Source organism: Streptomyces pactum, assembly GCF_016031615.1.
In the GTDB taxonomy this organism is placed as follows: Bacteria; Actinomycetota; Actinomycetes; order Streptomycetales; family Streptomycetaceae; genus Streptomyces; species Streptomyces pactus.
In genome coordinates this window covers 3,615,120-3,629,804 of sequence record NZ_JACYXC010000001.1, presented here as the reverse complement: position 1 = coordinate 3,629,804, position 14,685 = coordinate 3,615,120, and the positions used below count along the sequence as shown (strand labels likewise).

Below are 14,685 nucleotides of genomic sequence, written 5' to 3'. Positions count from 1 at the left end.
GGGGTGCGAACCGCCCGGCGGGCCGGTGGACCGTCCTAGCATCGAAGAGGTGGGGGGCCGCCCGTCAGAGGGACGATCGAAGTCGTCCGGTGAGAAAGCAGGGACCGACAGTGGCCACGAAGAACATTTTCCGGGGTCTGCCGTGGTGGGTGACGTGGGTGCTGGTGCCGCTCCTGGTCCTCGCGGTCTTCGGCGGCCTGATCTTCTCCGTCCTGGGCTTCCTCGCCTGGCTGGCGTTCCGGGTGCTGCTGCTGGTGGCCCTGATCGCCGGTTTGATCTACGCCGTCCGGAAATTCACCTCTTCATCGTCTTCGTCCCGAGGTGACTGGTAAACGTAAGCGGTGCCCGGGGGCGGGTACGCCGCGTGAGCGACAAGGCGCACCCATCCCCGCCCTGAAGGCATTACTCCGGTTAAAGTGCGAGGCTCCGACGTCCTCCTCGGCGTCTGTCTCGCAAACACACCCCGGGGGTGCCTGTTGGCGGCAGCAAACGGGGGTGCGGCCTGTGAGCCCACCCTGATCACCTCGGTGCAGCGCGCCCTCCGGCTGCTGGAAGCCGCCGGGTCCCAGCCCGCCGGTGCTCCGGCGAAGCGACTCGCCCGGGCCGCCGGGCTGCCCCTGCCCACCGCCTACCACCTGCTCCGCACCCTGACCCACGAGGGCTATCTGCGCCGGGACAGCGGTGTGTTCCGGCTCGGGGAGGCGGCCGAGCGGCTGGGCCGGGCCGGTGCCCGCGCGTGCCACCGGGCCGCCCTCTCCCGCGCGCTGCGCGGGCTCGGCGAGGAGTTGGGGGTGGCTGTGTACTTCTCCGTGTACCGGGAAGGCGAAGTCGAGGTCGTCGCCATGGCCGACGGCCCGGATGTCCCCGCCGTCGAGGAGTGGGCCGACTTCCGGCGTACCGCGCACGCGCACGCCATCGGCCAGTGCCTGCTCGCCCAGCTCGGCGAACGGGACCGGGAGGACCACCTCTCCCGGCATCCGGTACAGGCCATCACGCCGTACTCGGTGCGGGACGCGGCCGACCTGCGGCGCCGGCTCGCCGGCCGGTGCCCGGCACAACCGGTGTACGAAAGACAGGAGTACGTACTGGGAACTGTCTGCGGCGCGTTTCCCGTCACGGCGGGTCCAGCGGCGGCCACGCTGGCGGTTTCCGTACCCTGCAGCAAAGCGGAACGACTCCGTCCAGCGATGGATTCGCTACGCTCCAGAGTCAACTACATCATCAGCCCTCTCTCGTTCTCTATCAGTATCTGAAAACACACTGCTTGTGGTCCGCCAGTGGTTGGCGGAGCATCTTGTCAAGGGGCCAGGGGGTTGAAACCTGGCCAATCCCAATCGATTCGGGGCGGCGAACGATGCGAGACATGCGCGACACAGTCCAGGCGGAAGTGACGATGTCCTTCGTGGTCTCCCAGGACCTGTCCTTCCGTATCCCGGTCGAGCTGGCGTACGACAGCAATGATCCGTACGCCGTCGAAATCACCTTCCATCTCCCGGGGGACGCCCCCGTGACCTGGGCCTTCGCCCGGGAGTTGCTGCTCGACGGACTCAGCCGGCCCAGCGGGGAGGGAGACGTGCACATCGCTCCCGCCGGCCCCGAGACGCTGGGCGGGAACTTCGGTTCCCCGCTGTGGGGCTCGCGGGCCGACGGCTCCCGGGGCCGGGGCGCGGGCGAGGTGGCCCAGGGCGTGTTCATCCAGCTCCAAGTGGGTGGGGAGCGCGCGCTGTTCCGGTCCGGTACCGCCCCCCTCGTGGCGTTCCTGGACCGGACCGACCGGCTGGTGCCGTTCGGTGAGGAGCGCGAGGTGGGCGACCCGGTGGCCGATCTCGACGCGGAGCTCGACCGCATCCTGGCCGAGGACCGGTACGCGGGCTGACGGGACCGCCCGGGGCCAACCGGGCGGTGCCGGGGGCCGGGGGGATGCAGAATCGGTCCGGCACGGCGGGTGCAGGGCGTTCACGGCGCGGACGGCGTGTAAGGCGCCTCCGGCGCGCCCCATGCGCCCGGGGCACGCGGCACGGCGCGTGCGTACGCGGCGGGTTGGTGCGTCGTGGGTCGGAGGTACGGCGTGGTGCCCGTGCGCGGTGGGCGTACGGCGGGCCGGGCGTGCGCGACCGGGCGTGCGGCGGGGCCGACGGCGCCGTGGACCGGACGGCCCGCGTCCGTGGCGGCGCGCGGTCCTGGTGTGACGCGCCCGCGCGCCTGTTGTGACGTGCCCGAAGTGACGCGTCCGGTGTGACGCGGGGCCCGTGAGGTGTGGCGCCGGTTCCGCCCCGGCGCCCGGTGCGGGTGCGTCCCGGTGCGGGGTGCCCGTGCGCCCGGCGCCCGGCTGTTCGCCAACCCCGCTCGCGCGCCCGTTCGCCCTCCCGGGGCGCCCGCCGTCCGTGCTTCTGACGCCCGTCCTGCCCGTCGCCGCCGCGCGCGTCCGCCCGCGCGCCAGGGGCCGTGGCGGAGCGGTCGTCAGCGCCCGCCCTTCGGTTTCGCCCTGCGCCGCCGGCTGCTGCCGCCGCCCACCCCGCGCCGGAGCACGCCCGCCCCGCCACCGGCCCGGCCGCCGGCGGCCCGGTTCCGCCTGCCGCTCCGGCGGGCCGGGCCGCCGGAGCGGGCCCGCCGGTCCCGGTGGCCGCCGGGGACCGGTCGGCGGAGACCACCAGCGCGGCGAGCGCGGTGGTCACCGGTACCGAGGCGACCAGCCCGATGCTCCCCACCAGGGTGCGGACGATCTCCTCCGCGACGAGTTCGCTGGTCGCCACCGTCGCCACGCCGCTGTCCGCGATGCTGAAGAGCAGCAGCAGCGGCAGTGACGCGCCCGCGTACGCCAGCACCAGGGTGTTGACCACCGAGGCGATGTGGTCCCGCCCGATGCGCATCGCCGAGGCGTAGAGCTTGCGCCACCCCGCCGTCGGATCGGCGTCCTTCAGCTCCCACACCGCGGAGGTCTGGGTCACCGTGACGTCGTCCAGCACACCGAGCGAACCGATGATCACGCCGGCCAGCAGCAGACCGCGGATCTCGATGTCCGGGTAGAGGCCGTGCACCAGCCCGGTCTGGTCGTCGGTGTTCCCGGTCAGCGCCGCCCAGCCGATGAACACCGAACCGAGCACCCCGATCAGCAGCAGGGACACCAAGGTGCCCAGGACCGCCACCGAGGTCCGCGCGGTGAGCCCGTGACACATGTACAGCGCGATCAGCATGATCGCGCTGCCTCCGATCACCGCCACGACCAGTGGGTTCGATCCCTGGAGGATGGCCGGGAGGATGAACGTGGTCAGCACCCCGAAGCTGATCGCCAGCGCCACCAGGGCGAAGACCCCGCGCAGCCGCCCGACCGCGACCACGGCGAGCGCGAACAGCCCGGCCAGCACCGCCATCGGGAACCCGCGGGCCACGTCGCTCACCGAGTACTGGAGGTTCTTCGGCGCCTTCGGCGCGTACGACAGCTTCAGCTCCTGGCCGGTGGAGTAGTGCCGGGAGGCGCTCGGCTGGACGATCTCGTCGAAGCGGTGCCCCTTGTCCTTGCCGGACGTCACCTCGATCGTGGTCCGTTCACACGGCTCGTCCTCCTCGGCGGGCGGGGCCGCGGCGCCCCCGCCGTCCCCGGGCGCCGGCGGCGGCTGCGGCTGGGCGTTGACGTCCGCGCAGTTCACCTCCTCGATCTCCACCACCCGCCCGGAGACGATCTGCCGGTCGAAGCCGATACCGCTGCGCTCCGGGCCGGCGCCGTCCGGGGTGCCGCCGGGCCACAGCACGATCAGCCCCACCACCACCGCGGCGGTGAAGGGGATGAGCACCGCGGCGATCACCTTCCGCAGCTGGGCGGAGACCGGCGTGGCCGGCCCGTGGCCGTGGCTGTGCCCGTGCCCGTGGCCGTGTCCATGACCGTGTCCGTGCTCGTGGCGGTGGGAAGGGCCGGGGCCCTCGCCGTGGGAAGCGCCCGGGGCGTGGCCGTGGGACGGGCCGGGGCCCGGGGCGTGACCGCGGGACGGGCCGGGGGCCGTACGGGGGTTGGGCCGGCCGCCCTGGGCGGGGCCGGGTTCCGCTCGGAGCCGGTTCCGGGTTCCGGTCCCCGGGCGGTCCCGGGAGGCCGGGACGCCCGGTCGTCCGCGGCCCCCCGGCGCCGGCCGGGCGGCACCGGAGCAGCACCGGGCGGCACCGGAGGGACACCGGGCGGCACGGGAGCGGAACCGGGCGGCACCGGGCCGGAACCGGGCGGCACCGCGGCGGGGCCGGGGACCGTACCGGGAGCCCGGTCGTGGTGCGGCCGTCGGGTGGGGCCGGGGCCGTACGACTCGTTCGGGCGGCGGTTCGCGTGGTCCTCAGGTGTGGGGGTCACGGCCCGATCATCGCAAGAGAACGCGGGCCCCCTGGCCAGCACGCCCGGACAACCGTTAGCCTCGTGCCACCTTTGCAATCGCGGGAGCTCGGAGCACCGGGCTGAGAGGGCGCTGACCTCCGTGAGGGCGACCGGCCGAGCCGGCACCCCGTCCACGGACACCGCTGCGCCGACCGCTGAACCTGTTACCGGGTAATGCCGGCGTAGGGAGTAGGTCTGATGACCGTTCAGGATGCGCACACGCCTGCCTCCAGCGGGGCCGAGCAGGTCGGCTGGCACAAGGACTACGTGGTCGGGTCCCGCCCCGACCTGCGGGTCCCGGTGCGGCGCGTGCACCTCACCAACGGCCGCGACGTGCGGCTTTACGACACCTCCGGCCCGTACACCGACCCCGCCGTGGAGACCGACGTGCGGCGCGGCCTCCCCCCGCTCCGGGAGAACTGGATCATCGGCCGGGGGGACACCGAGGAGTACGCCGGGCGCCCGGTGCGCCCGGAGGACGACGGGATCAAACACACCTCGCCCCGCGGCGGGCTGCGGAACCTCGACGCGGTCTTCCCCGGCCGTCCGAGGCAGCCCCGCCGCGGCCGGGGCGGGGCCGCGGTGACACAGCTGGCGTACGCCCGGCGCGGTGAGATCACCGCCGAGATGGAGTACGTGGCGCTGCGGGAGAACGTCTCGCCGGAGACGGTGCGCGAGGAGATCGCCGCCGGCCGCGCCGTCCTCCCGGCGAACATCAACCACCCGGAGATCGAGCCGATGATCATCGGCAAGAAGTTCCTGGTGAAGGTGAACGCCAACATCGGCAACTCCGCGGTCACCTCCTCCATCGAGGAGGAGGTGGAGAAGATGACCTGGGCCACCCGCTGGGGCGCCGACACGGTCATGGACCTGTCCACCGGCCGCAACATCCACACCACCCGCGAGTGGGTGCTGCGCAACTCCCCGGTGCCGATCGGCACCGTCCCGCTCTACCAGGCGCTGGAGAAGGTGGACGGCAAGGCCGAGGAGCTGACCTGGGAGATCTACAAGGACACCGTCATCGAGCAGGCCGAGCAGGGCGTGGACTACATGACCGTGCACGCCGGCGTGCTGCTGCGGTACGTCCCGCTGACCGCCCGCCGCAAGACCGGCATCGTCTCGCGCGGCGGCTCGATCATGGCCGCGTGGTGCCTGGCGCACCACAAGGAGAGCTTCCTGTACGAGAACTTCGAGGAGCTCTGCGAGATCCTCGCCGCGTACGACGTGACCTTCTCGCTCGGTGACGGGCTGCGGCCCGGGTCCATCGCGGACGCCAACGACGAGGCGCAGTTCGCGGAGTTGAAGACGCTCGGCGAGCTGAACCGGATCGCCAAGGCCCACCACGTGCAGACCATGATCGAAGGCCCGGGCCACGTCCCGATGCACAAGATCAAGGAGAACATCGACCTCCAGCAGGAGATCTGCGAGGAGGCGCCGTTCTACACCCTCGGCCCGCTCACCACCGATGTGGCGGCGGCCTACGACCACATCACCTCGGGCATCGGCGCGGCGATGATCGCCTGGTGGGGCACGGCGATGCTCTGCTACGTCACGCCCAAGGAGCACCTGGGCCTGCCCGACCGGGACGACGTGAAGACCGGTGTCATCACGTACAAGATCGCGGCGCACGCCGCGGACCTGGCCAAGGGACACCCGGGCGCCCAGGAGTGGGACGACGCGCTCTCCGACGCGCGGTTCGAGTTCCGCTGGGAGGACCAGTTCAACCTGGCACTCGACCCGGACACCGCCCGGTCCTTCCACGACGAGACACTGCCCGCCGAGCCGGCGAAGACCGCGCACTTCTGCTCCATGTGCGGACCGAAGTTCTGCTCGATGAAGATTTCCCAGGACATCCGCCGGCAGCACGGCGGGGAGATGGACGAGATCGAGGCCGGGATGGCGGAGAAGTCCCGGGAGTTCGCGGAGGCCGGCAACCGGGTCTACCTGCCCATCGCGGACTGACCCCGCGCGCCGCGCGCCGTCCCGCGCACGCTGCCCCGTCCGCCCGTCCGCCCGTCCGCCCGTCCGCCCGTCCGCCCGTCCCGCGCACGGCCGGCGCGCCCGTTCCCGTGCCGGCCGTGCGCCCACCGGCCCGCCGCGGGGCGCCGGCCGTACGCCCGTCACCCCGGTCCGGGTCCAGTCGGGTCCGGTCCGGGGCCGGACCCGGCCCGGCGGTCGGTCCGGGGCGTCCGGTCCGCGTCCCCGCCCGCCGGACCGGGAAGGACACCGGTGAGGCGCTCGGGAAACGTGTAGCCGGAACGGAGGCTCCCCGCGCACGGCTCCTGTGGCAGAGTCTGGGCCGAGCGCGGGGCGACCGGGGCGGCGGCGGGGCGACCGGGGTGAAGGGGGCGGAGTGGCGCGGGTGATCGACGGCCGCTTCGAGCTGCTGGCGCGGCTCGGGGGCGGCGGCATGGGACTGGTGTGGCGGGCACGGGACCTGGTGCTGCACCGGGAGGTGGCGGTCAAGGAGGTACGCCCGTCCGACCCCGGCCTCGTCGAGTACGACCCCGCGGCGGCGGACGCCCTGCGGTCCCGGGTGCTGCGCGAGGCCCGCGCACTGGCCCGGATCAGTCACCCCAACGTGGTGACGATCCACCACATCGTGGACGGCTCCGAGTACCCGTTCCCCTGGCTGGTCATGGAGCTGGTGACCGGCGGATCGCTCCACGACCGCCTCGCCGACGGGCCGCTCGGCCCCGCCGAGGCGGCGGACCTGGGCCGCGGGGTGCTGGCCGGACTGTGCGCGGCGCACGCGGCGGACATCCAGCACCGGGACATCAAACCGGCCAACATCCTGCTGCGTCCCGACGGGCGGCCCCTCCTCACCGACTTCGGCATCGCGGCCGTCCAGGGCTCCACCGCGCTCACGGCGGTGGGCGCGCTCATCGGCACCCCCGACTACATGGCACCCGAGCGGGTGGCGGGCGGGGAGGGCGGCCCCGCGGCCGACCTGTGGTCGCTCGCCCTGACGCTCTACGTCGCCGTCGAGGGGCGGAACCCGCTGCGCCGTGGCAACACCCTCGCCACCCTCGCCGCCGTCCTCGGTGAGGACGTGCCGCCACCGCGGAACGCCGGCCCGCTGACGGAGGCGCTGACCGCGGTGCTCGTCCGCGACCCGTCGTCCCGCCCGGACGCGGAGGCACTGGACCTGTTGCTGGCCCGCGCCGCGGGGGCCCCGGGACCGGGCGCCGTCGCCCCGGGGGCGCCGGCCGGGAAGGCCCCGTCCCCGGGTGCCGCAGCGCCCGGTCCGCCGGGCGGAAGCGAGCCGGGTCCGGGTGCCGTGGTGCCGGGCCAGCCGGCCGGGAACACGCCGGGGGGCGGTGCCCCGCCGAGGGGCGCACCGGGTGCCGCGGCGTCCGGTCCACCGACGGCCGCGGGTCCGGGACCGGGGTCCGCACCCCGGGCCGCGCCCGCCCCCGTCGCACCCGGTTTCGGGCCCGCGCCGGGTATGCCGGGCGTACCGGCAGGGACCCCGTCCGGTTTGGCGACCCCGTCCGGCACCGGATCCCGGTCCGGCCCGGGGTTCCCGTCCGGCACCGGGTTCCCGTCCGGCCCGGGGACGCCGCCCCCGGGCGGGCGGCCGGGCCCGGCGCCGGACGGACCCGTGGCGGGCCCCGCGCCGACCGGCCCCGCGCCGTCCGCCGCGGCGGGGTTCCCGGGCGCCGGGGCCCCGCCGGCCGTCGCCCCCGCACCGGTCTCCGTCCCACTGCCGTACCCGGCCCCCGAAGCCCTCCGGCGGCCGCCCGCACCGGCCCGCCGCCGGAGGGTGTGGCTCTCCGCGGCCGCCCTCGGCGCGGTGGCGCTCGCCGGCACCCTGGTGTGGTCGCTGCTGCCGTCCGGCTCCGACCCGTCCGGTTCCGACCCGGGCGGCAAGGGCCGGGCCGACCAGGGACGGGAGTCGCCCGCCGGGACGGAGGGGACCGACACCGGTGGCGGAAAGGGGGACGGCCCGGAGCAGCCCGGCGGGAAGAAGATCACCATCGGGGTCAAGGCCGACCAGCCCGGCCTGTCGGTCAAGGGCACGGACGGCAGCTACGCGGGATTCGAGGTGGACACCGCCACCTATGTGGCCGAGTCGCTCGGGTACCGCCCCGAGAACATCGAGTGGCGGCCGGTGACCAGCGCCCAGCGCGAGACGATGCTGCAGAACGGCACCGTGGACTTCCTGGTCGCGACGTACACCATCACCCAGGACCGGACCCGGCGGGTGGACTTCGCCGGCCCCTATCTGGTGGCGCACCAGGACGTGCTGCTGCGGGCCGACGACACGGCCGTGCGGTCCGCCGCCGACCTCAACGGCAGAAAGGTCTGCTCGGTCCTCGGGAGCACTCCCGCGCGGAACCTCAAGGCGACGGTGGCGCCGGAGGCGGAACTCCAGGAGCTGAGCAGCCTCAACAGCTGTCTGACCGAGTTGCGCAACGGCGCGGTGGACGCCGTCACCACGGACGACGCGATCCTCGCCGGCCTCGCCGCCCGGGAGCGCGGCACCTTCCGACTCGGCGGGTTCGGCCTCAGCGAGGAGCGGTACGCCATCGGCGTGCGGAAGGGCAGCCCGCTCAAGAAGAAGATCTCGGACGCGCTGGAGAAGATGGTGCGCGACGGCAGCTGGGAGAGGGCGCTGCGCAAGAACCTGCCGGGGCTGGACGCCGAAGCCCCCACCGTGTCGTGACCCGGCCGGTGGACCGGTCCCCGGCCGTCGCGCGCCGCTCCCGGCCCGGCCGCCCGGCGCCCCGCCGCTCCCGCCGTCGTCGGCGTCAGCGGCGGGGCGGCAGTTCGGCCACGTACACCGGCACGCCCTCCGGGGTCAGACCGCTCTGCCGGATGCAGCGGTGCTTCTGCAGGAAGCGCAGACAGGCGTGGACGCGCTGCACGGTCAGGCCGGTCCGCGCCGCCAGGTCCTCCGGCGCGGGGCTCACCCGGCCGGTCTCCGCCAGGGCGGGCAGCAGGGTGACGGCCACCGCCCAGACGTCCTCGGTGATGCGCAGCCGCGCCTTCCACTGCGCGAAGAGATCCTCGGTCCGCAGCCGCAGGGCCCGTGGGTCGGGACGGTCGTCGCCGCCGCCGGAATCCGGCCGGCACCCGGTGCCGGGCATGCTCCGGGCCATGGCCGTGCAGGCCTGCTCCACGCGGCGCAGCGCGTCCCGCACCTCGGCCCGGAAGCGCGCGTCCCGCGCCTCCATCCGCGCGAGCGCCGCCGCGATGTCATCGGCCTCGTCGGCCGGGGCCGGGACGGACCCTGATCGCCGACGCGGCACGGGGTCCGGCGGTTCCGGTGGTTCCAGCGCGTAGGAGCCGGTTCGCTGGAGGGTGGATATCACCTCCGAGACCCACTCCTTGAACGGGCGGCAAGAGGGTTTGGTACAGCCGTTGACGAGGAGGACCAGTCCCTGGAGATCGATCATCTGCAAGTCTCGACGCCACTGTCTACCTGCGGGAACGCCCAGACTGTGACGTCCAGTCACAGTCTCCAGAATTTCTCGGTGGGCCTCCGGCACATGGTCCAGCAGCGCCTTCCGGGTCGTGGTGTACCCGAGTTGCCGGCAGACATCGGCGGCGGGAAACCAGTGCTCCCCGTCGGGCAGCGTCAGCCGCCGCACCCGCGCACCCGTCGCCGCGTACACGAAGTCGCTGACGTCCAGTGCGTCGCGCCGGGCCGCAGGGGGCCGCGGCAATCCGTATGCGCTCATCCGGCGAATCACCTCCGCTCGGGAGCGTAGGCACGGGCCACGGCGAAGACGGCGGCTCCGAACGGCAGTTCACCCGATAGGTGATATGAATGGATCACTCCGTTCCGGTTGTCGCCGCCCTCCCGACCGGCGTACGGCACTGCCGGCGGGCCGCCGGAGCGCACCCGGGCGTCCCGGTGCGGCCGGCGGACGCGGCCCGCGGCACCCCCGCTCGGCGCGCCGCCCGGCATCGCCAGGCACCGACGGGGATCCGGATTCGCCGGCACCGGCCCGGAACAGGTCCGGCACCGCCCGGCATCCGTACCGCCGGCACATCCACCGGCACATCCACCGGCACACCACGCGTCCGGACCGGCATGCTCTCCGGCGGGCGCCGGCCGGCCCCCGCGCCGCGGCGGACGGTCAGGCCGGCAGCGGCAGTTGGACGACCAGGAGCTTGCCGGCCATGGTGACGCCGCCGTCCATGGCGATGGCGAGGTCGTCGGCGTAGACGTGCGGGCCCTCCACCGGCGGCGCGCCGCCGTCCTCGCCGTCCTCGGAGCCGACCTCTCCCAGCAGGTACGGGATGGGGCTGTGGCCGTGCACGATGCGCTGCCCGCCGTAGGTCTGGAGCAGTTCCCGCACCGCCATCGGCCCGGCCTCCTCGTCGCGGAAGGCGAAGCGCTTGGTGAACTTGCGGAACAGGTCCCAGCACTCGTCGGCGTCGCTGCGCTGCAGCGCCTCGGTCACCGCGTCGTTGACCGCCTCGATGGAGTCGCCGTACTCCAGGTAGGCGGTGGTGTCGGAGTGCACCAGCAGGTGCCCGTCCTCCTCGGCCATCGCGTCGAGCCGGGACATCCACTGCAGGTGGTGGTCCTGGAGCCGCTCCATGTCGGTGCGCTGGCCGCCGTTGAGCAGCCAGGCGGCCTGGAAGGAGGCGGTGCCCGCGCCGGAGCTGACCGGGGTGTCGCCGAACCGCTTGGCGCCGATCAGCAGCAGCTCGTGGTTGCCCATCAGGGCCTTGCAGTAGCCGCCGGCGGCGGCGGCCTGGGCGGAGAGCTGCATCACCAGGTCGATGACGCCGATGCCGTCCGGGCCGCGGTCGGTGAAGTCGCCGAGGAACCACAGCCGGGTGTTCCCCGCCGACCAATTGCCGTCGGCGTCGACGAGCCCCTCGGCGGCGAGCGCCGCGAGCAGTTCGTCGAGGTAGCCGTGCACGTCGCCGACGACGTAGAGCGGGCCGGGGCCGGTGGGCGCGTCACCGGTGCGGGCCGGGTCGGGCACGGGGGTGAGGGTCACGGTGGGCCGGTCCTCCGGCGGCACCAGCGGGCGGTCCACCATGGTGTGACCGGGACCCATCGCCGGGAGGCTGCGCTCGGTCGGGGTGTACTCGGGGAGGTCGGGGACCTCGGCGGGGGGGTGGGCGGCTGGGCGGAGGTGGCGGCCGGCCGCGGGGTGGCGTAGGGGCGTGCGCGTACCGGGGGAGGACCGGGCGGCGTGGCGTAGCCGGGCCCGGGCGGCACCGCCGCCGTGGTCCGTGCCGTGGGTCCTTGACCGGCCCCCTGAGTCATCGACCCCTCCACCATCGCGCTCCCGTGCACCTATGAGGACCGTGCCTGGTCGAGGGCGGTTCCCCGGTGTCATCCGCCCATCATAGGAACGACGGTCCGGGCTTGTGACGCACCAGGGTGCCGTCAATCGGGACCAGGCTCCACTCCGCCGGTCATTTCTCCTGGATTGACCGGGTCGCGGTGCGGCACAGACTACCGACGCCGGGGCGCCGGGGGCGGTTCAGCCCCGGGTGGGACCGCGTGGCGGGCTGACCGTGGTGCGCGGTGGCCGCCGCTGCGAGGAGGTCCGCACCATCAGCTCGGTCGGTATCACCCGCTCCACCGGGCGGCCCGCGTCGTGGCCCTCGATGGCGTCGATCAGCAGCTGCACCACGGCGGTGCCGATCCGGCGGGGTTTGAGGGAGAGGGTGGTGATCGGCGGGTCGGTGGCCGCGTAGACGGCCGACTCGCTGCAGCAGACCAGCAGCAGGTCGTCGGGGACGCGCAGGCCGTAGCGGCGGGCGGCGGCCAGCAGGTCCGTGCCGTTGGGGTCGAAGAGGCCGTAGACCGCGTCCGGCCGGTCCGGGCGGGCCAGTAACCGGTCCGCGGCGACGGCCCCGGCGCACGGGTCGTGGGCCGGGTACTCCTCGTACACCGGGTCCTGGCCGACCCGCTCGCACCACTTGAGGTACGCGGCGGTGGACAGCCGGGTGTAGGTGTCGGTGGTGGTCCCGGTGAGCAGGCCGACCCGGCGGGCGCCGGCCTCGGCCAGGTGCTCCAGCAGATCGGTGACGGCGGCCTCGTGGTCGTTGTCCACCCAGGCGGTGACCGGCAGGGCGCCCGCCGGGCGGCCGTCGCTGACCACCGGGATGCCCTGCCGGAGCAGCTCGGCGACGACCGGGTCCTGGTCGGACGGGTCGATCACCACGGTGCCGTCCAGGGCGACGTTGGACCACACGTCGTGGCGGGAGGTGGCGGGCAGGATGACGAGCGCGTACCCGCGGGCGAGGGCGGCCGAGGTGGCGGCCCGCGCCATCTCGGCGAAGTACGCGAACTCGGTGAAGGTGAACGGTTCGTCGCCGTAGGTGGTCACGGTGAGACCGATCAGGCCGGATTTCCCGGTGCGGAGCGTGCGGGCGGCGGCGGACGGCCGGTAGCCGAGCCGCTCGGCGACCTCGCGGACGTGGCGGCGCGTGGCGTCCGGTAGCCGGCCCTTGCCGTTGAGGGCGTCGGAGACAGTCGTGATGGAGACGCCGGCCGCGGCGGCAACGTCCCGGATGCCCGCCCGCCCCAACCGGCGGCTGGTGGGGCCGCTCACCTGGTGCTTCCCTGCTGCTGTCATGGCGTGCCGATAGTAGGGCTCCGGTGGCACCCCTGACGGGTACAACGAAAAGGGGTCGGCAGGCACGATTCTGCAAGAGCGGAAACGACTCTGCCCCTTGGAAACAAAGGAAGTTGGGAGCAGCAGGAGGACTCTGCGGGCCCATGACATATCTACGCCTGTCGATTGGCCCAGGTTTCGAAGAGGTCTCAACTCACCTGTACGAGGGATGCGCGCCAAGGCGCTCGCCACCAGCGCGTGGCATATCACGGCGCGCTCCCCCGGCGGGGAGGCCGCCGGCGCCCCACGGGTCCGCTCCGGACCGCCCACGCCTTACGGCGACCGGGCCAATCCTCTTAAGGTGTGCAGTATTGATGAGCACGGACGGTCGAGGAGGACCCGCGGTGTCCGAGAAGAGCCCCAAGCTGCGTGCCGCACTGGACGGCATTCCCACCTACCGGCCGGGGAAGCCCGCCGCGGCGGGCGGCCCGGCCGCCTTCAAACTGTCCTCCAACGAGAACCCCTACCCGCCGCTGCCGGGGGTGCTGGAGAGCGCCACCCGGGCCGCCGCGTCGTTCAACCGCTACCCCGACATGGCCTGCACCGCGCTGATGGCGGAGCTGTCCGAGCGGTTCGACGTGCCGGTGGAGCACCTGGCGACCGGGACCGGCTCGGTGGGCATCGCCCAGCAGCTGGTGCAGTCCACCGCCGGACCGGGGGACGAGGTGATGTACGCCTGGCGGTCCTTCGAGGCCTACCCGATCGTCACGCAGGTGGCCGGGGCCACCTCGGTGCAGGTGCCGCTGGACGAGCACGAGGGCCACGACCTGGAGGCGATGGCCGCCGCGATCACCGACCGCACCCGGCTGATCTTCGTCTGCAACCCGAACAACCCCACCGGCACCGCGATCCGCCGCGCCGAGCTGGAGCGTTTCCTGGACCGGGTGCCCGCCGACGTGCTGGTGGTGGTCGACGAGGCGTACCGGGAGTTCATCCGCGACGAGCAGGTGCCGGACGGCATCGAGCTCTACCGGGACCGGCCGAACGTCTGCGTGCTGCGCACCTTCTCCAAGGCGTACGGCCTGGCCGGGCTGCGGGTCGGCTTCGCGGTGGCGCACGAGCCGGTGGCGGCGGCGCTGCGCAAGACGGCGGTGCCGTTCGGCGTGAGCCAGCTCGCCCAGGACGCCGCGGTGGCCTCGCTGCGCAGCGAGGACCTGCTGCGCGAGCGGGTGGAGGCCCTGGTGGCCGAGCGGGCCCGGGTCTCGGCGGCGCTCACCGCGCAGGGCTGGACGGTGCCGGACTCGCAGGCGAACTTCGTCTGGCTGCGGCTGGGGGAGCGCACCCAGGACTTCGCCGCCGCCTGTGAGAAGGCCGGCGTGATCGTCCGGCCGTACGGGGACGAGGGCGTGCGGATCTCCATCGGCGAGGTGGAGGGCAACGACCTGTTCCTCCGGGCCGCGGAGGAGTTCCGGGCCGGCCTGTGACGCGCCGGCCCCACCGGTGACGCGCCGGGCCCGTGAGGTGTCCGCCCCGCGGTGACGCACCGGACCCGTGACGCGTCGTCCCATGGTGACGCGCCGGCTGTCGCATCCGCCCCGCGGTGACGCGCCGGGCCCGTGGTGCGTCGGCCCCGGTCGTGACGCCGGGACGCCACGCGGTGACGCGGAGGCGGGGCCGGCCCCCCCTTAACGGCCCCGCCGGGCGCTCCGCCGGCGGGGCCGTTCCGCGTCGTACGGCGCCCGCCCCGCGGGGCCGGCCCCCGTATCCCCGCGCGGTGCGAGTTGGGTATCCGCG

At 74.0% G+C, this 14,685-nt stretch carries 9 protein-coding genes and 1 pseudogene; 6 read left to right on the top strand and 4 right to left on the bottom strand.

Annotated features, from left to right (window positions below):
* The first annotated feature begins 110 nt into the window (after window positions 1–110).
* The 3 genes from IHE55_RS14350 to IHE55_RS14340 all read left to right on the top strand — a co-directional run bounded on the left by IHE55_RS14350 (window position 111) and on the right by IHE55_RS14340 (window position 1,876).
* Window positions 111–332 carry a DUF5326 family protein gene (locus IHE55_RS14350; protein WP_197989383.1) on the top strand — a complete coding sequence of 74 codons (222 nt, stop codon included), beginning with the start codon at window positions 111–113 and terminating at the stop codon, window positions 330–332.
* A 144-nt stretch (window positions 333–476) separates the two neighbouring features.
* A complete protein-coding gene (locus IHE55_RS14345; protein ID WP_232265562.1) occupies window positions 477–1,253 on the top strand; it encodes an IclR family transcriptional regulator in 777 nt (258 codons plus the stop codon).
* Window positions 1,254–1,363: 110 nt separating this feature from the next.
* Complete coding sequence (locus tag IHE55_RS14340; protein ID WP_197989382.1) at window positions 1,364–1,876, top strand: SsgA family sporulation/cell division regulator; 513 nt, start codon at window positions 1,364–1,366, stop codon at window positions 1,874–1,876.
* 595 nt (window positions 1,877–2,471) lie between these two features.
* Here IHE55_RS14340 and IHE55_RS14335 read toward each other — a convergent pair.
* Window positions 2,472–3,791, bottom strand: a pseudogene (locus tag IHE55_RS14335) (YibE/F family protein); the annotation flags it as partial.
* Between the two features lie 761 nt (window positions 3,792–4,552).
* Here IHE55_RS14335 and thiC point away from each other — a divergent pair.
* Both thiC and IHE55_RS14325 read left to right on the top strand, forming a co-directional pair.
* Window positions 4,553–6,316 carry a phosphomethylpyrimidine synthase ThiC gene (gene thiC / locus IHE55_RS14330; protein WP_197989381.1) on the top strand — a complete coding sequence of 588 codons (1,764 nt, stop codon included), beginning with the start codon at window positions 4,553–4,555 and terminating at the stop codon, window positions 6,314–6,316.
* A 391-nt stretch (window positions 6,317–6,707) separates the two neighbouring features.
* Window positions 6,708–9,023, top strand: a complete 2,316-nt coding sequence (locus IHE55_RS14325; RefSeq protein WP_197989380.1) for a bifunctional serine/threonine-protein kinase/glutamate ABC transporter substrate-binding protein — start codon at window positions 6,708–6,710, stop codon at window positions 9,021–9,023.
* 85 nt (window positions 9,024–9,108) lie between these two features.
* On the opposite strand, the gene IHE55_RS14320 is transcribed toward IHE55_RS14325, so the two are convergent.
* The 3 genes from IHE55_RS14320 to IHE55_RS14310 all read right to left on the bottom strand — a co-directional run bounded on the left by IHE55_RS14320 (window position 9,109) and on the right by IHE55_RS14310 (window position 12,912).
* Window positions 9,109–10,041: a BRO-N domain-containing protein gene (locus IHE55_RS14320; protein WP_197989379.1), complete on the bottom strand. Its 933-nt coding sequence runs from the start codon at window positions 10,039–10,041 to the stop codon at window positions 9,109–9,111.
* A 402-nt stretch (window positions 10,042–10,443) separates the two neighbouring features.
* Window positions 10,444–11,379 (bottom strand): metallophosphoesterase, encoded by a 936-nt coding sequence (locus IHE55_RS14315; RefSeq protein WP_197989378.1) that lies wholly within the window; start codon window positions 11,377–11,379, stop codon window positions 10,444–10,446.
* Between the two features lie 432 nt (window positions 11,380–11,811).
* The gene (locus tag IHE55_RS14310) at window positions 11,812–12,912 is read right to left on the bottom strand and encodes a LacI family DNA-binding transcriptional regulator (RefSeq protein WP_197989377.1); all 1,101 of its coding nucleotides are present in this window, start codon (window positions 12,910–12,912) and stop codon (window positions 11,812–11,814) included.
* A 383-nt stretch (window positions 12,913–13,295) separates the two neighbouring features.
* On the opposite strand from IHE55_RS14310, the gene hisC reads away from it, so the two are divergent.
* On the top strand, window positions 13,296–14,375 hold the full coding sequence (gene hisC, locus IHE55_RS14305; protein WP_197989376.1) for a histidinol-phosphate transaminase: 1,080 nt from the start codon (window positions 13,296–13,298) through the stop codon (window positions 14,373–14,375).
* Window positions 14,376–14,685 lie beyond the last annotated feature (310 nt).

Bases quoted from the DNA above. Each gene is read 5' to 3' on its own strand.
- IHE55_RS14340 (WP_197989382.1), top strand. From the start codon at position 1,364: ATGCGCGACACAGTCCAGGCGGAAGTGACGATGTCCTTCGTGGTCTCC.
- thiC (WP_197989381.1), top strand. From the start codon at position 4,553: ATGACCGTTCAGGATGCGCACACGCCTGCCTCCAGCGGGGCCGAGCAG.
- IHE55_RS14320 (WP_197989379.1), bottom strand. From the start codon at position 10,041: ATGAGCGCATACGGATTGCCGCGGCCCCCTGCGGCCCGGCGCGACGCA.
- IHE55_RS14315 (WP_197989378.1), bottom strand. From the start codon at position 11,379: ATGGGTCCCGGTCACACCATGGTGGACCGCCCGCTGGTGCCGCCGGAG.
- IHE55_RS14310 (WP_197989377.1), bottom strand. From the start codon at position 12,912: ATGACAGCAGCAGGGAAGCACCAGGTGAGCGGCCCCACCAGCCGCCGG.